The following is a 19,543-nucleotide window of genomic DNA, read 5'->3' on the forward strand; positions in this document are numbered from 1 at the left end:
GGCCGCGCGTTGCCCGATCCGGTCACAGGGCGGTCGCGCGCGGGCGGTGCCGCTCGACGGCGACGACGGCTCCCTTGCGCACGTGGAGCACCAGCATCTCGGCCGGCTGGAGGCCGGACTCGTCGTCCGGCAGGTCGAGCCCCGCGGCGTCGTACACGAGCGGGAGGACCGGACGGTGGGTGCACAGCACGCTGCCGACATCGGCCGCCAGCAGCTCCTCCACCACCTTGGCCACCGTCTTCGCGGTCGCTCGCTCCTCGCTCAGCCGCGGCCGCAGGTCGAGGTCGAGGCCGGCTGTCTCGGCGTAGGGGCGCACGGTCTGCACGCAGCGGGTGCTGGTCGACGTGGTCACCCGGGTCACGTCGTACGCCGCCAGCAGGGGCACCAGTCGGTCGGACTCGTGCTCGCCGGCGCGCAGCAGCGGGCGGGCCGCGTCGTCACCGCGCCATGTCTTGCGCGAGCGGGCCTGGCCGTGGCGCAGCACCACCACGGCGCGGGTGCGGCGTCGTACCTTCAGCGCGGCGGCCAGCGTGTCGCGGTCGTGGTCGTAGCTGAGCCGCTCGACGGCCTCGCCGACGGGCACCCAGGCGACGCCGTCGATCTCGTCGTTGGGGCGGTAGGCCGTCACGTCGTCGTCGCCGACCACGCGCCCGGTCCAGTAGTGGACGGTCTTCGTCCGACGTGCGACCGGGTAGCGCTGCGACGGCAGCGGCGGGCCCAGGCGCACGTGCAGGCCCGTCTCCTCGGCCACCTCGCGGACCGCCGCGGCCACCGCGTGCTCGCCACGGTCGAGCTTGCCCTTGGGGAACGACCAGTCGTCGTACTTCGGGCGGTGCACGAGGAGGACCTCACGACCGGGACGGAATGCGACCACGCCGGCGGCGAGAATGTCGGGCACGGGCCTAGGGTAATGACTCCGTCCCGCAGCGCTGCCCAGGAGAACCGCCCGTGCGTCGAGTCGTCCCGTCGTGGTCCCGCCGGCGCTGGATCGCGGTCGGCGCCGCAGTGACCGTTCTCGTCGGCGCACTCGTCGTCGTGTGGGTGGTCCGGGACGACGACCGGACCCGCCTCGACCGCGCACTCACCCTCGCCCCGGAGTCGACGGCGCGCTACAGCTGGACCGACTGGGCCGGCGTGCGCGAGGACCTGGGTGCCGACCTGTCCGCGTCGTCGGCGGGTGACGAGGTCGCGGACTTCCTGCTCCAGGCCTACGACCACGACCTCTCCGGCACCACCGCCCTCGACGAGTCCGCGCCCGTGATCCAGGACCGGCTCGGCTTCTCCCCCGCGACGATCGACTGGGAGCTCTTCGCGCAGGGCGAGCAGGGCGCGATCGTGATCATGGGCCTCCCCGACGGGTACGACGTCGAGGGCCTCCGCGACCGGCTGCGGGCCGCGGGCTTCGAGGAGCCCGACAAGGCTGGCGGCGTGTGGTTCGGCGGCGCCGACCTGATCTCGAAGCTGGGCGAGAACGTCAGCCCCGAGCTCGGCGCGCTGATGATCGACCAGGACGCCCACGTGCTCTACGGCAGCGACGACGTCGCCTACCTCGAGGAGCGCGCGGACACCGCGCGCGGCGACCGGGACGACGCGGTGTCCGGTGCGGCCGGCGCGATCGGCTCGGCGCTGAGCGGCGTCGTCTACACCGGCGACCACGCCTGCACCGAGCTGTCGATGATCGAGGCCGACCCCGCCGACCGGACCCGCGCCGACGAGCTGGTCCGGGATGCCGGCGGGGTGCACCCGCTGACCGGGTTCGCGATGGGGGTGCGGCCCGGCGGCGTCGTACGGGTGGCGATGGAGCTGGACACCGACGAACAGGCCCGCGCGGACGCCGACAGCCGGTCCCAGCTCGCGGCCGGACCGGCGCCCGGCCAGGGCGGCACCTTCCCCGAGCGGTTCACCCTCGGGAAGGTGGTCGCCGACGGGACCCTGCTCACCCTGGACCTGACGCCGGTCGACGGCACCGCGGTGCTGTCGGACCTCAGCGACGGGCCGGTGCTCTTCGCCTCCTGCTAGCCGCCAGAGCCCGTCAGCGGAAGCGGCGCAGCCGGAGGCTGTTGCTGACCACGAACACGCTGGAGAAGGCCATCGCGGCCCCGGCCAGCATCGGGTTGAGCAGGCCGGCGGCGGCGAGCGGCAGGGCGGCGACGTTGTAGGCGAAGGCCCAGAACAGGTTGCCCTTGATCGTCGCCAGGGTCCGCCGCGAGAGCCGGATCGCGTCGACCGCGACCTGCAGGTCGCCGCGCACGAGGGTCAGGTCGCTGGCCTCGATCGCCACGTCGGTGCCGGTGCCCATCGCGAGGCCGAGGTCGGCCTTCGCCAGCGCGGCCGCGTCGTTGACGCCGTCGCCGGCCATCGCGACCACCTTGCCCTCGCCCTGCAGCCGCGCCACGACGTCGACCTTGTCGGCCGGGAGCACGTCGGCGATGACGTCCTCGTCCGCGATGCCCACCTCGGCGGCGACCGTCCGTGCCACCACCGCGTTGTCCCCGGTGAGCAGCACCGGCCGGAGCCCGAGGGCACGCAGCTGCGCGATGGCGGCGGCCGAGGTCGGCTTGACCGCGTCGGCGACCACCACGATCCCGCGGGCCCGGCCGTCCCAGCCGACCGCGACGGCCGTGCCGCCGGTGCGCTGGGCCTCGGCGAACGCCTCCTGCAGCGCGGGCGTCAGGTGCTGCGACCACTCGGCCAGCAGCTGGGGGCGACCGACGAGCACGGCGTGGCTCGCCTCGCCGTCGACCAGCACGCCCTGGACGCCGAGGCCCTCGACGTTGGCGAAGTCCTCGACCGTCGGCAGCCCGCCCTGCTCGCGGGCCGCGGTGGCGATCGCCCGGGCGATCGGGTGCTCGGACGCGTCCTCGAGCGCCCCGGCGTACCGGAGCACCTGGTCGGCGTCCTCGCCGTCGTCGGCGACCACGTCGCGCAGGGCCATCCGGCCGGTGGTGACCGTGCCGGTCTTGTCGAGCACGATCGTGTCGACCGTGCGGGTCGACTCGAGCACCTCGGGCCCCTTGATCAGGATGCCGAGCTGGGCGCCGCGGCCCGTCCCGACCATCAACGCGGTCGGCGTGGCCAGACCCAGTGCGCAGGGGCAGGCGATGATCAGGACGGCGACCGCCGCCGTGAACGCCGCACCCGCACCGTTGCCGGTACCGAGCCAGAACCCGAGGGTGCCGGCCGCGAGCAGGAGCACGATCGGCACGAAGATGCCGGAGATCCGGTCGGCCAGGCGCTGGACCTGGGCCTTGCCGTTCTGCGCGTCCTCGACGAGCCGCGCCATCTGGGCGAGCTGGGTGTCGCCGCCGACCCGGGTGGCCCGGACGACGAGCCGCCCGCCGGCGTTGACGCAACCGCCGACGACCGCGTCGCCGGCGGCGACCTCCACCGGGACGGACTCACCGGTGAGCATCGAGACGTCGACCGCGGAGCTGCCGCTCTCGACGATCCCGTCGGTCGCCACCTTCTCCCCCGGCCGTACGACGAACAGGTCGTCCGCCTTCAGCTCACCGATGGGCACCAGCACCTCGGAGACGCCGTCGGGCCCGAGGACCGCGGCCTCCTTGGCGCCGAGCTCCAGCAGGGCCTTGAGCGCAGCCCCGGCCCGACGCTTCGAGCGGACCTCGAAGTAGCGTCCGGCGAGGATGAACGTGGTGACGCCGGCCGCGGCCTCGAGGTAGATGTTGCCGCTGCCGTCGCTGCGCTCGATGGTCAGCTCGAACGGGTGCTTCATGCCGGTCATGCCGGCCGTGCCCCAGAACAGCGCGTAGAGCGACCAGCCCAGCGCGGCCAGGGTGCCCAGCGAGATCAGCGTGTCCATCGTGGAGGTGCCGTGGCGCAGGTTGGTCCACGCGGCGCGGTGGAAGGGCCAGGACCCCCACACGACGACCGGCGCGGCCAGGGTCAGCGACAGCCACTGCCAGTTGTCGAACTGCAGTGCCGGCACCATCGCCATGGCGACCACGGGGACCGTGAGCACCGCCGAGACCAGCAGCCGCTGGCGCAGCGGGGCCGACGGGTCGGGCTCCTCGACCCCGACTCCGTCGGACGCGGCGGCCGGCGGACGGGGCAGTGTGGCGCCGTACCCGGCCTGCTCGACGGCGGAGACCAGGTCCTCCGGGCGGATCGTGTCGTCGTAGGACACCTTGGCCTTCTCGGTCGCGTAGTTGACCGTGGCCGTGACGCCCTCGAGCTTGTTGAGCTTGCGCTCGATCCGGTTGGCGCAGGACGCGCAGGTCATGCCCGTCAGCACCAGCTCGACGTCAGTGGTCATGTCCTTCGCCTTCCTGCTCGGTGGTCTCTTCGGTGGGTACGTCGGCGGACTCGCCCTGCTCGACCATGAACGCGGCCGTGCGGACCACGCCGTCGTGCTGGAAGTCCAGCCACAGGCCGTAGGTGCCCGCCTCGGGCAGCTCGACGTGGAAGCCGACCTCGGGACCGGGCTCGCCGTCCTCCGGGTGGGCGTGGACGTACTCGAGGCTGCCGGCGCGGATCGCGACCAGGTGGCCGTAGGCGCCGAGGTAGGGCTCGAGGTCGGTGACCTCCTCGCCGTCCCTGGTGACATGGAAGGTCGCCATGTCGTCGGTGCGCTCGAGGTGGACCTCGTAGCCGCCCGGCAGCACGGCGGTGTCGTTGACCGCACGCAGCTCGGTCGGCCGGCCGGTGCCGACCTCGATGTCGGCCTCCAGCACCTGCGCCTTCCCGCCGGTGGGCAGGAAGTCGGCGTACAGGCGCCAGTCGCCGTCGGTCAGGTCGACCGGGACCTGCCATTGGCCGGTCTGCGTGTCGAGCGTGGGGTGCACGTGGTGGTAGCCGACCAGGTCGCGGCGGACCGCGATCAGGTGGAGCTGCTTCTCGTGCTGGACGTCGTAGGCGGTCACCGGCTCACCGGATCCGTCGCGGATGGTGAACAGCAGGCGCTGGCTCCCGGCGTCGTACCGGGTCCGGGCGAGGTCGAGCTCGAGCCCGCTCGCCGGGGTGACCGAGAGCCGGTCGTCGTGACCGTGCTCCTCGGTGTCGGCGTCTAGGGGTCCGACCGCCCTGCCGATGCCGAACGACGCCGCGAAGACGACGGCGACCGCCACGGCGAAGCCGGCGACCCTCTGCCAGGTGCTCATCAGGCGAGGGCGTAACCGGCCTCGGCCACGGCGGCCTCGACGGCCTCCCGCGCGACGGGCTCGGCACTGGTGATGACGACGGCGCCGGAGGCCAGGTCGACCGCGACGTCCTCGACGCCGGGGATCTCCTGCACCTCCTCGGTGACGGAGGCGACGCAGTGGCCGCAGGTCATGCCGGTGACGGTGAAGGTCTGGGAGGTGCTCATGTCGGGTCTCCTCGGGGGACGGGGTTCAGGAACGGACGAGGCGGGCGATGGCATCGGAGGCCTCCTTGAGCTTGATATCGGCCTCCGCACCTCCTTCGCGCGCGGCGTTCACGACGCAGTGCGCCATGTGCTCGTCGAGCAGGCCGAGGGCGACCGACTGGAGTGCCTTCGTCATCGCGGAGACCTGGGTGAGGATGTCGATGCAGTACTGCTCCTCCTCGACCATCCGCTGGAGCCCCCGCGCCTGGCCCTCGATGCGGCGCAGCCGCTTGAGGTAGTCGTCCTTGGTGCGGTTGGCGATGTAGCTGTGCTGGTGCGCGTGGCCCTCGGTCATGTCCGAAACCATACCCCCCTACCCTATGCAGATCAAGGCAAAGGAAAACCGCCCGTCCCGGAGGACGAGCGGTCAGCGGGCACGGCGGGCGTCAGGCGCCCGGTGAACCCACTCCCAGGATGCGGTCGATCTCCGCCAGCGGCAGCCGGTCGTCGGAGGCACTGGCGGCGATGATGAGGTTCGTGGTCAGCTCGACCTCGACGAGGAGGTCGCGGTCCTCGAGGGTCACGTCGAACTGATCGGCCATCAGTCCCTCCCTCGGCTCGGAGCCAGAACGGTCAACTGATCTCATCTTCCCCCCTGATCGGGGTTGCAAACCCAAAAAGTTCCGCAAAAGTTCGTGGAGCCCCGCCGGACCCGGCGGGGCTCCACTGAAGACGTGAGTCTCCTCAGTCAGGCGAGGCCTGGATCAGAGGGGACGGACGTTCTCCGCCTGCGGGCCCTTGGGACCCTGCGTGACGTCGAACTCGACCTTCTGGTTGTCCTCGAGCGACTTGTAGCCGTTGGACTGGATCGCCGAGTAGTGGACGAAGACGTCGTCGCCGCCACCCTCCTGCTCGATGAATCCGAAGCCCTTCTCGGCGCTGAACCACTTGACGGTGCCCTGAGCCATTGTGCTCGTAACTCCTTGTGTCGGGGCGAGAGCCGCCACCTCGGCGACCCACAGCGGATGGAATGACACGTCGCTCCGACCCGTGATGGGGACACCACAAACCAGATACGCCGTCGGCCACAATCTCCGCAGGCGTTGAACCTTCCGAAACTGCATCCGCTGCAAACCCGACATTACCAATCGGCGCCGACAAGGGAACCTCCCTGCTGCAACGATCTCGCGATCTGCCATGAAGGTTCTGCTACGCACACGTGACGGAGCAGGAAACGACGCCGGGAGTAGGCCGTGTCGGGCTCGAACCGACGACCCTCGGATTAAAAGGTGTGGGGTCGAGCTTGGCCGCGGCGTCGCGTTTGGGGAGGTGAGCGGTGGTTTTCTGATCAGACGGCCGCGAGACCGGGGCCGTCGTTCCGACGTGATTCCGAAAGGGCAGCTGAAAGCGGCCCGTTGAGGGCAGCGCCGACGCTGCCGAGCTGGTCCTCGAAGTGGTGGCTGTAGACCTTCGCCGTGATCGCCGGGTCAGCGTGCCCGACCATGTTCGCGATCTGCGCCAGCGAGACGCCCGCCTCGACGGCGAGGCTGACGGCCGTGTGCCTCAGCTCGTGGATGACGAGGTCCGGTTTGCCGATCGATGCCGCGGCCGGCTTCCAGTACCGGCGCCGGAAGTTGCTCGGCCGCAGGTCGTCGCCGCGCGGGCTAGTGAAGACGCGGTCGCCCGGCTTCCTCCCCTTCGCGACGTCGCGGAGCTCCGGCACCAGGTCCGGGGGCAGGGGCACCACCCGGGTGCGGCCGGACTTGGGCGTGCCCTCGATGAGTCGTCCGTTGATGTCGGACAGCGTCGCGCGGACGGTCACGGCCGGCGCCCGGGCACCGGCTTCGAGGCGGTCCAGGTCGAGGTCCCGCACTCGCAGCGCGGAGACCTCGCCGAGGCGGAGTCCCGTGAAGCCCAGCAACCGGACCATAGTCCGGTACGCCGGATTCTCGGCACCCTGTGCGACAGCGACCGCATCGGCGAGCTCGAGGACTTGGGCTGCGGTGATCGCCGCCCTCGTCGACCTCGCGCGCTCGGCGGGCAGGCGCGCGCCCTTTGCCGGGTTGATCCGTAGGCGGTCATCGTGCACAGCGTGATCGAGCACCAAGCTGAGCACTCGGTGTGCCTGTCTGATCCTTGACGCCGACACGCCGTCGGCCGACAGCTGCGAGGCCCACTTGGAGATCGCTCCCGTGCGGATCGCCGACACGGGGCGGCCGCCGAAGGTGGGCTCGACGAGCAAGCGCCACAAGTCGGCGTACCCGGCGATGGTGGACGGCTTCAGCGGCCGCCCGGAGGCGCCTCGGACCTGCCACTGCGGCCACCATTCGGCATGGACGTCTGCAAGCTTCACGTTGGCCCGGTCGGGCCGGATCCACTCCCCGTTGTCGTGGGCCGTCTTCTGGTGCCGAAGCCAACGCTGCGCGTCACCGACCGTGGCGAAGGTCTTCGACTGCTCCTTCGCGTGCGGGGGCTTCCAGCGGGCGAGGTACCGGTTCGGGTCGGGCGAGCCGGCTGGGCCGGTGTGGCCGTAGCGGGCAGAGCGGTCTCCGCTCGCTTTGTACCAGCGGTCGGTGATCCCTTCGGCGACCCTGGCGACCTGCTTCTTCCTGGTCATTGCCGCTGGTCCTGTTCGCGCTTCTCCCTCGCCAGGCGGTCGCGCTGGCCGACCTCGAGGATGAGCCGGGTGACGCGGGCCTGTTCGCAGCTGATCGGCGGCAGGTCGACGGACTCGTCTTCGACCAGGGCTCGGATGCGGGCGACGCTGAGCGCCATGTCAGGCCACCTCTCCGGCCACCGCGGCGGCATCCCGGCAGATCGGGTAGATCTGCTCGGCGATCCAGCCCACCTCCATGACATCGTCAGCCAACTGCGGGCTGAGCTTCTCGAGGAGGTGGGTCGCGACGGCCCAGGCCAGGTCCCAGATCTCGTCTCCGCTGTCGTCGGCAGGGTCGGGTGTCCCTGCGATGACGCCGACGATCCTGCGAGCCGTGTCGGTGGTGAGGGGCGGATAGCCGGCGGTGCTGGCCAGGTGCTGGATGCGGTCCAGGTCGAGCGTCATGGCGGTCATCGAGTGCTCCTTTGAGCTGGGATCCGTATACCCCGGGTGGGTATGACGTTGATCACAACCTAGGGATCGGACTTGCCCCACGCAAGAGGTGATTCCGCATGTCGTCACCTCCCCGATACGGACCTCGAACAGGACGGGCAGAGGAGTTGTTGCGCGACCGGCTGGAAGCGCCTCAGCGAGGCTGTGGAGCGTCGTACGACGCGCTGCGACCAGGGAGAGGTCGCTGGCGCGGGCGATGCTCTCGGTCACGACCAGTTCATCCTCTCGTTGGACTCTCCGTTGCGGTCCGCGACGTCGAGCTGGCGGGATGCGACGTCGGCGGCGTGGCCGCGGACGTACGCCGTGAAGCTGTGCCCGTCGACGACGAGCTCGACGGCGTCGGGCATGGCCGCCTGGACGACCACGGTCCGGCTGCCGCTGCGGCCACCGGACGCGGACTCGCGTCCGCGGGGCCCTCGCTCGACGCCGAGCCGGCGGCCGGTCTCGGCCCAGATGCCGAGGTTGCGCTCGCGCTGGGACGGCTTCCCGCTGATGTAGGCCTCCCAGCCGGTCTCCTGCTCGCCCCACAGGATGTTCGCGCCGCCCTTGACGATCTGCGACACCCGGTCGTAGTAGCGCCCGCCGGAGCCGTAGCCGCCGCCAGCGAAGGCGCGGCGCGGTCCGTCGTACAGGCCGCCGTTCGCGTCCTCCCGCTTCGGATCGGCGCCGAGCAGTTCGTCGATCCCACCAGGCTGACGCCCGCCGCCACCCGTGGTGAGGTTCCGCTTGAAGACGTTGATGAACGTGTCGACTGACTTGCCGTCGACGCCGTTCAGCTTGTCGATGACGTCCTGGATCGGGCCCGAGGCGTGGTCGACGAGGCGGATCAGCGCCTTTCGCTCCTTGCCTGTCAGGTCGTACAGCGTGACCAGGTCTTCAACCTCAGCCATGGTCTCCGGGATCCCCATCGCGCGAATGTAGGTCCGGGCCTCCTTGGGCAGATCCCGGAACGCCTCGACGGCCGCGTAGACACCGGTGCCGTACAGCTCGGCCTCGCGCCGGCCGGCGGCCCAGGCGCGGTTGGCGCGCCGGATCTCGGTCTCGCTGGCGTCAGCGAGTTGGGCGAGCCGGAGCGCGCCCTCGCGGCCGGCTGCCTCCAGCTCTCTGATCAGGCCGCGGCGGAGCCCGCGGTCGGCCGCTTCCTCCGCGTTGATCCGGAAGTCGCGGAGCGCGCGGGTCTGCTCCTCGAGCTCGCCGATCCAGTCGCCGAGCGACACCTCGCTGTCGTTCAACGACTTCCCAAGGGTGATGAATGACGCCGCCGTGTCCATGGCGGCCTGGCGGTTCACCCGGAGGTGCTCGACTACGCGCTCCTGTGCGGCGACGCCGCGCTCGGTGTCCTCGAGCTCACGGATCTCGCGGGCCAGGCGGCGCATCTTGTCGGCGGTCGCGGCCGCTTCGTCGCCCCCACCCCCGAGGACGATCAGCCCGGCCTTGAAGTCGTCTGTGAAGCCGTCCCACCAGCCCGACGACGGCTCGAGGAAGTCGGCGTACTGCTCCTTCAGCTGTGCCAGGGCGGCCTTCTTCGTCTCGAGCTCGGTCGCGGCGAGGCCGTCGTTGACGAGCTTGAGCCCGTCGGCGGCCTTGTCACCGGCGGATGCGAAGTCGAGCAGGATCCCGGCACCAGCACCTACCGCGGCGCCCCAAGGGCCGGCGAGGGTGCCCAACATGGCCAGCGAGGCCGTGTTGCTGAGCCCGACGCCGTCAGCCGCACCGGTGGCCGCGACGGTCAGGCCCGCGAGCGCAGCGGTGCCCTTTGCGGCAGCCGCGGCGGTGGCGCGGATGTCGCGTTCCTGCCCGCGGAGCGCCTTGATGCCACCAACCACGCCGCCGGCCCGGAGCCCATCTCCCAAGGCACTCGAGCCGGCGATCCGAGTCTGGAGCCCGGCCGTCACCTGCAGCACCCGGTTCAGGGCGGTGTACCCGGCGATGGCAGTGAAGATCGGCGTACCGAGGTCGCTGTCAGCGATCGCAGCGACGGCCTTCGCGAACCCCGTGAGGATCTGCAGCACCGGGCCACCGAGCGGCGCGGCGGCTTGGGTCACCTGCGCGAACGCTTCGGCGATCGCGACAACGAACTCCTCGACCGCGGGCCCGTTCTGCTGCACGTAGTCGAGGAATCGCTCGACGTCCTGCCGGCCCTGGGGCGACGACGCCCACTCGTCGAACCCGTTGGCGACGTCCTTGAGCCAGGACACGAACCGGTCGTTCCCCGGGTCGAACGACATCCACAGCTCCGCCCCGGCGTGGGCGAGGGTGCCGACGAGCTCGGTGACGTCGCGGATCGCTGCCGGCGCCTCGTTCTCAAGGAACCCCAGGAACGGCGCCCACCGGTCGGTGGTCAGCGACGCCGTCGCCGAGGCAGCCGCGTCGCCACCTGCGCGCGAGGTCGCAGCGACGATGTCCTCCAACACCGACGCGAGCTGCTCGACGTTGCGCAAACTCTCCGTGAGCCCCGGGAACAGCTCCTGGGCGCCGGAGTCGCGGATGCCCTCGAGTAGCGGCATCAGCTGCTCGAACTCCCGGACCCACTCCCGGGCCGCGGGAGCGATGCGGTCGAGCGCAAGCTCGGCGGCCTGCAGGTTCGCCACCGTCGGCTCGAGGCGCGCCTTCTCGACCTCCTTCAGCGCGTCCCCGACGCCCCGGGTTGCGACCAGCAGACCGCCGGCACCAACCGCAGCAGCGCCGAGGAGCCCACCAAGGCCCGCCGCCCCGGCCGCGGCAACGCCTCCGAGCGGGATGAACGCCGATCCGGCTGCGCCGAGGGCGTCGAGCACGATCCGGAGGCGGCCGGAGTAGCGGTCGAGCGCCTGGCCGGCGTCGTCGAGCTTGCGGCTGCTGTCGTCGACGTCGCCGCCAAACTTCCGCATCTCCCTCGACGCGGCCTCCATGACCCGCTGGTACTGCGTCGCGTTGGCGGACAGGATCACGTACAGCGACTGCGCCTCACTCATCGCCGCTCACCTCCTCGGTCGTCGTCGTACGGCCCGGGGGCCGGCCGACGGTCAGTTGGGACGACTCGTTGAGGTTTCGGCACACCATGAACAGGCGCCCTGCGTCGCCGCGGGTGCCGGCATTGACGATGTCGGTCGCCTGGTCGACGGTCAGGGGCTTCACCGAACAGCTGGCGACCAGGGCCGGGAAGAACGTCTCCGGGTTGAAGACCATCCCGAGCTTGGCCTGGTCGTCAGTCGGGGGATGTGCGCGCTGGAGGGCGTCGTACCGGTCCGGCCGCATCGCGCGGAGGTGGAACTCGATCGCGAGGTCGGCGGCAGCGGCGGTCTTCTCGTCGACCACCGCCTGGGCGGCCACTACGTTCGGGTGTTCGTCGACCGGCACGTCGTCGTCAGTGTGGCGGGCCGCAACCTCACGACGGATCCGGGTGAGTTGGACGCGGGCAGCTGCGACGGCCTGGACCGCTGCCCGGTCGTGCAGGGTGATCCACTCCTCGGGCAGCGGCCGGTTGGCGAGCCGCTCGATGGCGGCGGCCCAGACGGCTGGCTCCGTCGTGTCGTTCGTCTGCGCGGTCATCAGCGGGCACCCAACCGAGGCCTGCGGCGCGGGTTGTCGTCGATCCGCTGTTGGAGGAGGCCTTCCGTGACGTCCTGCAGTTCGCTGGGCAGCGCTTCCAGGCTGTCCGACTCATCGCGGCGCCGATCGCGGACCACCCTGTCACTGGCGCCGACTGGCTCGCCGGGCACGTTGGCCGGGATCGGGTTCGGGTCGACCGCGGCGGCCGGCTCCTCCACCGACTCGCCGAAAGCCGGCTCCGCGGAGGAACCGCGGCCGCGGCGTGCTGCCCGCTCGACAGCAGCGTCCACCTCGCGACGAGCGGCGTCGAACGGCACCATCAACTCCTCGGCCTCAGCGAGGGCTTGCTGGGCCTGGGCTCGCTTGACGTGCGTCTTGCGTGCCTTCCGGCGGATGTGGTCCCGCCAGTCGTCGGCACGTTCACGCAGGAGGTGCCGCTCTACGGCCTCGAGGATCACGTGGTAGCCCGTGAAGAAGTCCACTGCGTGCTCGAGCCCCTGCCACTCCTCCAGCTCGGGGCGCGGCGGCGCCTCTAGTCCCTGCAAGGTCGCGGCGGCGAGGTCTCGCCGGTGCTGCGCGATCCGCTCCCGGTTACGAGCATCCATCGAAGCCGCGGCCTCGCCGTTCTGCTGCTCGGACTCGATGAGCCGCTGGCGCACCCTGTGCAGCTCTGCGAACTCCGGGGCGTCGGACAGCACGTCCGGAACCGGGGAGCCCTGGCGGTGTCCCGGCTGGATACCCGGGATCTTCCGCCAGGCGTCCCACTGTTCGAGGGTGAGCACGCCGTCCTCGATCTCCTGGCCGGCGATCTTGATCTTCTTCATCGTCAGTTCTCCTGTTCGTTGAGCCCCAGGGCGAGCCGGATCTCGGCCTCGCGGTCAGGGGGAAGGACCTGCTTGAAGCGCTGCAGCGCCACGCTCTCCGTGCGAGTCAGCCCACCAGCGGCCTTCTTCCTCTCGAGCTCGGCGACTCGCTTTCGCAGCGAGCGGATACCGAAGGCCCCGCCGTTCTTCCCGGGCCCTTCGCGACCTGCCACCAGTGGCCGGTCGCCTCTGTACGTCCTCTTCATCAGTCGTCTCCTTCGTAGGGGGTTGTGGTCATCGGGTCGTCGCCGGTGTCGCCGTCGACAAGGCCCACGTACTCCGCCAGGTCTGCTTCCAACTCGCGCTTGAGCGCAAGGAGGTGGTGGACGATCTCCTCGTCCGTGAGCTCGTCGAGGTCGATGTCGTCATCGAGCGCCGACCGGCCAACCTCGTCCGCGGGGAGGAGCTGCTGGATCCGAGCCGACGCCTCTACCAAACGGGCCACCTCGTTCGGACGAAGTGCTCCCGGGGCCGCGGCGATTTCGGCCAAGCCCTTCCCTCCGACGGTGAGCAAGGCCCTCGCCACATTGACGTTCCGCTTCGCCAGCTCTCGCCGAGCGTCGCGGAGCTCGGTCTGCCAGAGCCGGTCCTGCTCGGCATCCCAGGCACGCGCCCGCAACACCCACGCGTGCTGCGATGACCAGCCGTCGATGAGGCGCTTCGACTTGCCGATGCTCTGCTGAACCTTCGCTGTACTCCTCGACAGGCCTATGTCGCGGTACGCCTTGAAGGCCTCCCATGCAGGGTTGCTCTCGCCTGGCTGGCGGTCCCAGGGGTTCAGGTGACCGCTGGACCCCGTCATGCGGGGTCCTCGAGGTACGGCTGGCAGTCGCGACAGGCTCGTTCCTTCTTGCCGATATGGATGCCGCAGCGCGGGCAGGTCGGCGACCGTGAACCGCGTACGAGGGCGCCGGGAGCGTTGGTGAGCAGTCGTCGGGGCTCAGGCACTGCTGCTCCCCTCGTCTCGGCTCGTCACGTCGGCGACAACGGTCCGGATCTCGTGGGCGACCTCGAGCAGGACCGCCCGCTGCCGGCGGCACTCGTGGGCGAGCACCTCGACGACGTCGGCCAGGACGTGCGGGTGCGCGAGCCAGCCGGCGTCAGTCAGCGCCGCGGCGACATCTCCCGGCTCCGGTGCGGTCCGGGCAGACTGGAGCGCCAGCGCAGCCAGCTGAACGGCGCGGTCGTCGGCCAGGGCAGTCACTTCGCACGCTCCAGGTGACGGCGTACCCGGTCGCCGCAGACCGCCACCCGCGGCCGGCCGTCGCCCAGGATCGTCCAACACGGAGTCTCGGCGACGGCGTCCTCGTGCACAGGGCAGGAGCCGCTGAGGACGACCATGAACGCTGCCCGGGGCAGCGTCTCCGTCTGGTGCTCCAGGCCTGTCATCGGATACCTCCGGTCGGGCCGCGGTCGCGGCAGTGGTCGGCAGCTGTGTCGACCGCGGCGCGGGTCAGCTCGCCCGACGTGTCCCACGAGCCAGGCGATGCCGCGCAACGGTGGGCCAGCTCCTCAACCACGGCGACGAGAAGGAGCTCGCGGCCAAGGTGGAGCTCGGCGCCGACGAGGGTGTCCACGACGGCGCCACGGCGGCTGTCGAGGCCAGCGATCTCAACGACCATGTCGGCCAGACGCTCGGCCTGCTCGCGGAGGCCGGTCACGACGCGGCCCCCCGACCGGTCGACGGCACAGCCACCAGGTGCGGGCGAGGCCGCGATCCCACTTGGTCGAGGTCTGCGCGCGCCTCGATTCCTAGGTCTGCCAGCAACCCCAAGACGGCGCGTGCTTCGTCGACGGTGTCGGTGATGACGTCGAACTCGATGCGGATCACTGCGCTGCCCGCCAGGGGTCGTTGTGGGCGTCTGACACGTGACCGGTCCGCACGCTTGGACGGCGGGCAAGGGCCACCCGGACCTCCTGAGCGAGCACGTTGGCGATCGCTTTCGGGTGCATTGAGCTGGCCTCGGCGAGCCGGTCTGCCGTGTACCCGTCGACGTCAGCGAGTTTCAGTCCGTGGTCGGCATCGAGGTACCACTCCACGGCGTCGAAGCGCGTGTACGGATCGTCTGACTCCGGATCGATGCCGTCGTCGATCGGCCGTCGACGCGGCAGCGTTGATGCCGACGAGCGAAGCGAGTCGGAACTGGGGAGAGGGAGAGGGCTAGGGAGGTTGTCCGGCTGGGCGGACACTTCCGCGGACACTTCGCCGGACAGTTCTGCGGACATTTCCTCGCGCGAAGCGTCCGGCATGGCGGACACTTCGGTGAGCAGGACGTACCGATTGCCGGCGCGACCGTTCTTGCCGCTGTTCGATCCTTCGCGCTGCAGGAGCGCCGGGCGGGTGGCGGTCGCCGAGGCCAGGGCGGAGACAGCCTCGGAGATCCGCTGCCTGTGCTCGCCGCTCCACGCCGCCAGCCACGCCATGCGTGGCCGGCACCTGAACGGCGGCCGCCGGTCGTACGTGTCGAGCGCGAGCAGCATCAGCACGAGGCGCTCCCGCGGGGTCGTCCAGTCAGCGGGCAGCGACGTGACCCATGCGACAGCCGGGCGGTCGCCGTCGACGTCCATCGGCGCGATCCCGCGGCTCACGCGAGTACCCCGCGAGAGCGCGCCAGACGCTCGGACACACCCGCGTGGCAGACCGGGCACGGCTTCGGCCGGCCTGCCTCGTCTTCTCCGATCCAGGCGTCGCGGCAGAACTGCTCGTGGAGCAGCTCGTCGATCCGCCGCCGGCGGTCATCGGCAGCTGCAGCCTCGAGCTCCGCTTCCCGGGCCTCCCGAACGTCTTGCGAGCAGGTGGGCGGGTCCCACATCAGCTTGCCCTCGGGTCCACGATGCCCTCGTCCAGCCAACTGGAGAGATCCGCGAGGCGATAGCACACCCGCTGACCCCGCTTGATGTATCGCGGGCCCTCTCCGAGGCGGCGCAGCCGACGGAGGTTGACGACGGAGTAGCCGAGCAGTTCGGCGGCCTCGGCATCGGAGACGTACCCGGGAAGCTGAATGGCGGTCGACGACATGGGACCGGTCCTCTCGAAAAGCACGCAGCACCCGGGTGGGGTGGCCATTGCTGGCCGGGCTTCACGGCAGTCGCGGCGAGTCGATCACCGGGTGCTTTCGAAGCTCCGCAGGTTGGGTGCTGCTGCCACTGAGGGACCTGATCGCGTGCGGTCGCGAACTGATGAGATCAGACTACTCAGCGCCTCGGTTGAGCGCGGATCATCACTCGCGATCGGCATCGCGGGCGCTCTGCAGATAGGGTCGGCTGCGTGGATTCGACCCCCCGCGGCCTTCTCGTTCGCGCCTTCCGCTGGTGGCGGAGTGCAGGGTGGCGACCACAGTTCGTCGCGCTGCTGGGCTGCGCGGGAATCGGCCTCATAGGCGCGTCGCTAATCCCTGGCCCGGGCGTCGACGACGGCTGGCTGCGAGACGTGCTCATGACCGTCGGCTCGTCTATGGCGCTGTTCGCGCCGTTCTACTTCCTGACCAGGTCGCTGGACCACCATCTCGATCAGCTGGAGGAGCGCACCGCAGAGCAGGTGGAACAGGTGCGCGCCGAGACAGCGGACCAGGTTGAGCAGGTTCGCACGGAAGCCGCCGAGAACGCGACTGCCCTCACCGAGCAGGTCGCAGCGCTCCGCGCCGACGTCGACCAACGGCTCAGCGACGTCAATTCGGAGGTCCAAGCGCGCCTGGCTGCCCAATCTGAGGCGACAGGGGCCGCCTTCGCGGCCCTTCGATCAGATGCGTCCCGCGAGGCAGTCTGGGAGGCGCTCAACCGCGCCGGCCGCCAAGGTCTCGTCACCTACGACCGGCCGCCGAGGGTAGCTGTGCGTGGCTCGTCCCCGCGCCTCTACGTCAGCTTTGCCGTGGACGGGGCGAGCGTTCTTCCGCTCCGAATCCGGATCGAGGAGATCAACGGTCGCGCCCTGGCGACTGTCTTTTGGCCTGAGTCGGCGAGCGCCGTCGATGTACTCGTCAATCTTGGCACGGCGCTCGCGCAGCACACGCCCGCCTCATTCGACGTCGCCGCGCTGTTCAGCGGCCTGGCTGACCTGCTCGAGGTTGCGCGCGCCGACCACGATCAGCGCAAGGCGATCGAACTTTGCCCTCCCCAATGGGTGGTCTGCGATTGGGGCGTTGTGGCATACGACCAGCCGGGGCCGTACGGCGTCAACTTGAAGGCGTTGAGGCACCAGTACGAGCACGTCTCACAGAAGCCTTGGCTGGACGCCGACGCATGGGACAGGGCTTACGAAGCCGCGCTGCAACTCTTCCCCAAGGAGACGATGCGGCCACCTGCCCCGCGCCGCTAGCCTCGCGGCTGTCGCGGCGGCTGGGGGCGAGTGCCCGGAGCGTTAGAAGTTTGAGACTCACTCGTCGGCGATGGTCATGTTCATGCCGTTGTCGGGGTGGTAGCTCCACTCGTAGCCGATGCCGTCCTGGTTCGCCGACTGCCGGCCCATCATCGACGTCGTGGTCTCCATCTGGGCCACGATCGCCTCACTGGTGCCGAGCTCGTTGAGCACGCAGGCTAGGGCGTCGATCGGCTGGTCGTCCGGCGCGGAGACGATGATCGAGTGCCCGCCGTCGGCCAGGGAAAGCCGGTCCGCCCCGTCGCCGTGGTCGCACGCCTCATAGGCGTCAGCGAGGACCAGGCGCTCGGTCTTGGGCGAGTCGGTCTTTCGCGTCGGGCCGTCATCGTCGTCGAGCACGACCAACGCGACCGTCGCCGTGGCCGCGACAGCAACAACAGCGCCGCCCGTGAGCAGCGCCAGCAACGCGCCCTGAGACTTCATGACCGCAGCGTAGGAGCACACCTGTCCGCGCGCAGCCGAACTCCGCGCGAGGGACTCAGCGAGGTCGGTGCCGACTCCCGGCCGCGGTCCTCCGCTGCTCGGCCTTCGCGATCACCGGGTCGACCACCGAGCGGGCCCACAGCTCAACGGGGTCCTTCTCAGGCGTCGCGTCCACCTCAGCATCGGCGCGGCGGATCAGGCGGAGCCTCGGGCCTGGGAACCATGTCAGGTCTCGCTGATCGGCGACTCGCCTGAGCCGCAACCAAGGACTCTCTCCGACCGCCCCCAACAGCTCGGTGACGTCGTACTCGGTCCCGTTCGAATCGATCACGCGGTCGCCTGGGCCGTAGGTGTCAGTCGGCACAGATGCTTCCCAACGCCGCTGGGCCGCGAGGACAGCATCGACGAGTTCCCGGTACGTCAGGCCGGCCTGCTGCGCCACCAGCTCGATCTCGGCTGTGACCTCGCCTCGGTCGCGCCCCCTTCGAGCCTGTCGGTAGAGACGGCCTGCGACTAGGCGAGCCTGTTCGGCCGCGATCGGGGCGACGTCGACCATGGACCTCACCTCCGGACGATCACCCCTGCGCCGATCGTCGGTGCGAGGTGGGCCCATCATCGCATCCAGCTCCGACGGTCGAGCGACTCCAGCGGTCGACATCAGCGCGCTCCCCGACGCTCTCGGACGGGTTCACCGGTCTGGACTTCCCACCAGTCAGCGAACATCCGGCGGTGGCACCAGTCGCCTGGCTCGGCCAGGCTCTCGAAGCACAGCAGCACGAGCCTGGTGTCAGCTACGGCTACGGCGATTGCCTGGAAACGCTGCTCGAGGTGCTCGACTCCGACCTCCTCGAGTTGCCGCAGGTAGCGGTCCTCGTACTCGCCGTACGGCAGGTTGAGCATCGCCCGAGACGGCATCAGCTCGGTCAACTTGATGTCGAGCGCGTACGGCAGACGCCACCGCGGGTGGCCGATGCTGGTCCGAATCGCGGTGCCCATCCGCGGGTTGAAGTGGCGGTAGCTGGTGGTGTGCAGGGTGAACACGGGCGCCTCCTGGCGGTCATGCTCACCTCCGGTGAATCGAGGCCGGGTTCCGTTCCTGTTCCGTTCCGATTGATTCCGAACAGGTGCCTGATGATCGCGAATGATCGCGAATGATCGGAACGCAGTCGGAACGACCTCACAGCTCGATCTGAGTGTGAATCGAGTCTGCGCAGGTCAGACCGGGAGTAGGCCGTGTCGGGCTCGAACCGACGACCCTCGGATTAAAAGTCCGGTGCTCTACCAACTGAGCTAACGGCCCGCAGGGAACTCTAGTGGTCATCTCCGGAAGTTGTGCGGGGTGGCCTGTGCGCCGGGTGCGTGCATCGCAAAGGCCGCTTCGCTCAGACCTCGCGCTCGAGCCATACCGGGTCGTCTCGCAAGCGTCGGCAACGCCGCGAGGTGCGTGCCCGGGGCGCAGGACACCCGAAGAACGTCCGGAGATGACCGCTAGTTGCCGCGGGCCGCGGCACTGCAGTCGGCACACAGCCCGATCAGCTCGACGGTGTGCGCGACGTCGGTGAAGCCGTGCTCGTCGGCGACGGCGTGGGCCCACTTCTCGACGGCGGAGCCGGTGATCTCGACGGTGCGGCCGCAAGAGCGGCAGACCAGGTGGTGGTGGTGCGACGCGCTGCACCGACGGTACGACGCCTCGCCGGCCGGGCCGTGCCGGACGTCGACCTCGCCGGACTCCGCCATGGCCTGGAGGGTGCGGTAGACGGTGGCGAGACCGACCTTGTCGTTGCCGCGGCGCAGGACGTCGTGGATCTCCTGGGCGCTCTGGAAGTCGACGGCGTCGCTCAGCGCAGCGGTGATCGCGAGGCGCTGCCTGGTGGGGCGGAGCGCGGTCGGACGCTCGTCGGTGCCGGTCACTCGACCTCCAGCGGTTGGGAATCACTCTC

The 19,543-nt window shown here is 70.3% G+C and carries 26 protein-coding genes and 1 tRNA gene; 2 read left to right on the top strand and 25 right to left on the bottom strand.

Annotation, left to right across the window (positions count from 1 at the left end):
- Positions 1 to 22: 22 nt before the first annotated feature.
- Positions 23 to 898: an NUDIX hydrolase gene (locus tag ASE20_RS14900; protein ID WP_056895355.1), complete on the bottom strand. Its 876-nt coding sequence runs from the start codon at positions 896 to 898 to the stop codon at positions 23 to 25.
- Positions 899 to 948: 50 nt separating this feature from the next.
- Here ASE20_RS14900 and ASE20_RS14905 point away from each other — a divergent pair, with 50 nt between their 5' ends.
- Positions 949 to 2,019: a hypothetical protein gene (locus tag ASE20_RS14905; RefSeq protein ID WP_056895356.1), complete on the top strand. Its 1,071-nt coding sequence runs from the start codon at positions 949 to 951 to the stop codon at positions 2,017 to 2,019.
- Between the two features lie 13 nt (positions 2,020 to 2,032).
- On the opposite strand, the gene ASE20_RS14910 is transcribed toward ASE20_RS14905, so the two are convergent.
- From ASE20_RS14910 to ASE20_RS14995, 19 genes are all read right to left on the bottom strand, one after another.
- Complete coding sequence (locus ASE20_RS14910) at positions 2,033 to 4,273, bottom strand: heavy metal translocating P-type ATPase (RefSeq protein ID WP_056895357.1); 2,241 nt, start codon at positions 4,271 to 4,273, stop codon at positions 2,033 to 2,035.
- Complete coding sequence (locus ASE20_RS14915; RefSeq protein ID WP_056895358.1) at positions 4,263 to 5,117, bottom strand: hypothetical protein; 855 nt, start codon at positions 5,115 to 5,117, stop codon at positions 4,263 to 4,265. Before ASE20_RS14915 ends, ASE20_RS14910 begins: the two co-directional genes overlap by 11 nt.
- Positions 5,117 to 5,323 (bottom strand): heavy-metal-associated domain-containing protein, encoded by a 207-nt coding sequence (locus ASE20_RS14920; RefSeq protein WP_056895359.1) that lies wholly within the window; start codon positions 5,321 to 5,323, stop codon positions 5,117 to 5,119. Before ASE20_RS14920 ends, ASE20_RS14915 begins: the two co-directional genes overlap by 1 nt.
- A 25-nt stretch (positions 5,324 to 5,348) precedes the next feature.
- The gene (locus ASE20_RS14925; RefSeq protein WP_056895360.1) at positions 5,349 to 5,657 is read right to left on the bottom strand and encodes a metal-sensitive transcriptional regulator; all 309 of its coding nucleotides are present in this window, start codon (positions 5,655 to 5,657) and stop codon (positions 5,349 to 5,351) included.
- Positions 5,658 to 5,748: 91 nt separating this feature from the next.
- The gene (locus ASE20_RS25170) at positions 5,749 to 5,904 is read right to left on the bottom strand and encodes a hypothetical protein (protein ID WP_164483676.1); all 156 of its coding nucleotides are present in this window, start codon (positions 5,902 to 5,904) and stop codon (positions 5,749 to 5,751) included.
- Between the two features lie 162 nt (positions 5,905 to 6,066).
- The gene (locus ASE20_RS14930) at positions 6,067 to 6,270 is read right to left on the bottom strand and encodes a cold-shock protein (protein WP_038681651.1); all 204 of its coding nucleotides are present in this window, start codon (positions 6,268 to 6,270) and stop codon (positions 6,067 to 6,069) included.
- Positions 6,271 to 6,650: 380 nt separating this feature from the next.
- On the bottom strand, positions 6,651 to 7,919 hold the full coding sequence (gene xerC / locus ASE20_RS14935) for a tyrosine recombinase XerC (RefSeq protein WP_056895361.1): 1,269 nt from the start codon (positions 7,917 to 7,919) through the stop codon (positions 6,651 to 6,653).
- Positions 7,916 to 8,077, bottom strand: a complete 162-nt coding sequence (locus ASE20_RS24775) for a hypothetical protein (protein ID WP_157538459.1) — start codon at positions 8,075 to 8,077, stop codon at positions 7,916 to 7,918. Before ASE20_RS24775 ends, xerC begins: the two co-directional genes overlap by 4 nt.
- Position 8,078: 1 nt before the next feature.
- Complete coding sequence (locus tag ASE20_RS14940) at positions 8,079 to 8,372, bottom strand: hypothetical protein (protein WP_056895362.1); 294 nt, start codon at positions 8,370 to 8,372, stop codon at positions 8,079 to 8,081.
- Positions 8,373 to 8,617: 245 nt separating this feature from the next.
- Entirely contained in the window at positions 8,618 to 11,365 is a 2,748-nt protein-coding gene (locus ASE20_RS14945; protein ID WP_056895363.1) for a hypothetical protein, read from the bottom strand.
- Complete coding sequence (locus ASE20_RS14950; RefSeq protein ID WP_056895364.1) at positions 11,358 to 11,942, bottom strand: hypothetical protein; 585 nt, start codon at positions 11,940 to 11,942, stop codon at positions 11,358 to 11,360. The genes ASE20_RS14945 and ASE20_RS14950 overlap by 8 nt, the downstream gene beginning before the upstream one ends.
- Positions 11,942 to 12,766, bottom strand: coding sequence for a hypothetical protein (locus tag ASE20_RS14955; protein ID WP_056895365.1), 825 nt, complete (start codon positions 12,764 to 12,766; stop codon positions 11,942 to 11,944). The genes ASE20_RS14950 and ASE20_RS14955 overlap by 1 nt, the downstream gene beginning before the upstream one ends.
- Before the next feature lie 2 nt (positions 12,767 to 12,768).
- A complete protein-coding gene (locus ASE20_RS14960; protein ID WP_056895366.1) occupies positions 12,769 to 13,011 on the bottom strand; it encodes a hypothetical protein in 243 nt (80 codons plus the stop codon).
- The gene (locus ASE20_RS14965; protein ID WP_056895367.1) at positions 13,011 to 13,607 is read right to left on the bottom strand and encodes a hypothetical protein; all 597 of its coding nucleotides are present in this window, start codon (positions 13,605 to 13,607) and stop codon (positions 13,011 to 13,013) included. The genes ASE20_RS14960 and ASE20_RS14965 overlap by 1 nt, the downstream gene beginning before the upstream one ends.
- 138 nt (positions 13,608 to 13,745) lie before the next feature.
- Positions 13,746 to 14,009 (bottom strand): hypothetical protein, encoded by a 264-nt coding sequence (locus ASE20_RS14970; protein ID WP_056895368.1) that lies wholly within the window; start codon positions 14,007 to 14,009, stop codon positions 13,746 to 13,748.
- The gene (locus ASE20_RS14975) at positions 14,006 to 14,194 is read right to left on the bottom strand and encodes a hypothetical protein (protein ID WP_056895369.1); all 189 of its coding nucleotides are present in this window, start codon (positions 14,192 to 14,194) and stop codon (positions 14,006 to 14,008) included. Before ASE20_RS14975 ends, ASE20_RS14970 begins: the two co-directional genes overlap by 4 nt.
- Positions 14,191 to 14,466: a hypothetical protein gene (locus tag ASE20_RS14980; protein ID WP_056895370.1), complete on the bottom strand. Its 276-nt coding sequence runs from the start codon at positions 14,464 to 14,466 to the stop codon at positions 14,191 to 14,193. Before ASE20_RS14980 ends, ASE20_RS14975 begins: the two co-directional genes overlap by 4 nt.
- Before the next feature lie 166 nt (positions 14,467 to 14,632).
- The gene (locus tag ASE20_RS14985) at positions 14,633 to 15,394 is read right to left on the bottom strand and encodes a hypothetical protein (protein ID WP_056895371.1); all 762 of its coding nucleotides are present in this window, start codon (positions 15,392 to 15,394) and stop codon (positions 14,633 to 14,635) included.
- 223 nt (positions 15,395 to 15,617) lie between these two features.
- Positions 15,618 to 15,824 carry a helix-turn-helix transcriptional regulator gene (locus ASE20_RS14995; protein WP_056895373.1) on the bottom strand — a complete coding sequence of 69 codons (207 nt, stop codon included), beginning with the start codon at positions 15,822 to 15,824 and terminating at the stop codon, positions 15,618 to 15,620.
- A 249-nt stretch (positions 15,825 to 16,073) separates the two neighbouring features.
- Here ASE20_RS14995 and ASE20_RS15000 point away from each other — a divergent pair, with 249 nt between their 5' ends.
- Positions 16,074 to 17,120 carry a hypothetical protein gene (locus tag ASE20_RS15000; protein ID WP_157538461.1) on the top strand — a complete coding sequence of 349 codons (1,047 nt, stop codon included), beginning with the start codon at positions 16,074 to 16,076 and terminating at the stop codon, positions 17,118 to 17,120.
- Positions 17,121 to 17,177: 57 nt separating this feature from the next.
- Here ASE20_RS15000 and ASE20_RS15005 read toward each other — a convergent pair whose 3' ends face one another.
- The 5 genes from ASE20_RS15005 to ASE20_RS15025 all read right to left on the bottom strand — a co-directional run bounded on the left by ASE20_RS15005 (position 17,178) and on the right by ASE20_RS15025 (position 19,514).
- Positions 17,178 to 17,603: a hypothetical protein gene (locus ASE20_RS15005; protein WP_157538462.1), complete on the bottom strand. Its 426-nt coding sequence runs from the start codon at positions 17,601 to 17,603 to the stop codon at positions 17,178 to 17,180.
- Positions 17,604 to 17,658: 55 nt separating this feature from the next.
- Positions 17,659 to 18,159, bottom strand: coding sequence for a hypothetical protein (locus ASE20_RS15010; RefSeq protein ID WP_056895376.1), 501 nt, complete (start codon positions 18,157 to 18,159; stop codon positions 17,659 to 17,661).
- A gap of 101 nt (positions 18,160 to 18,260) precedes the next feature.
- The gene (locus ASE20_RS15015) at positions 18,261 to 18,644 is read right to left on the bottom strand and encodes a hypothetical protein (RefSeq protein ID WP_056895377.1); all 384 of its coding nucleotides are present in this window, start codon (positions 18,642 to 18,644) and stop codon (positions 18,261 to 18,263) included.
- A gap of 186 nt (positions 18,645 to 18,830) precedes the next feature.
- Positions 18,831 to 18,903 (bottom strand) — tRNA-Lys (locus ASE20_RS15020).
- Positions 18,904 to 19,091: 188 nt separating this feature from the next.
- Positions 19,092 to 19,514 (bottom strand): Fur family transcriptional regulator, encoded by a 423-nt coding sequence (locus ASE20_RS15025; protein WP_056895378.1) that lies wholly within the window; start codon positions 19,512 to 19,514, stop codon positions 19,092 to 19,094.
- Between the last annotated feature and the right edge of the window lie 29 nt (positions 19,515 to 19,543).

Source organism: Nocardioides sp. Root240 (genome assembly GCF_001428825.1).
In the GTDB taxonomy this organism is placed as follows: Bacteria; Actinomycetota; Actinomycetes; order Propionibacteriales; family Nocardioidaceae; genus Nocardioides.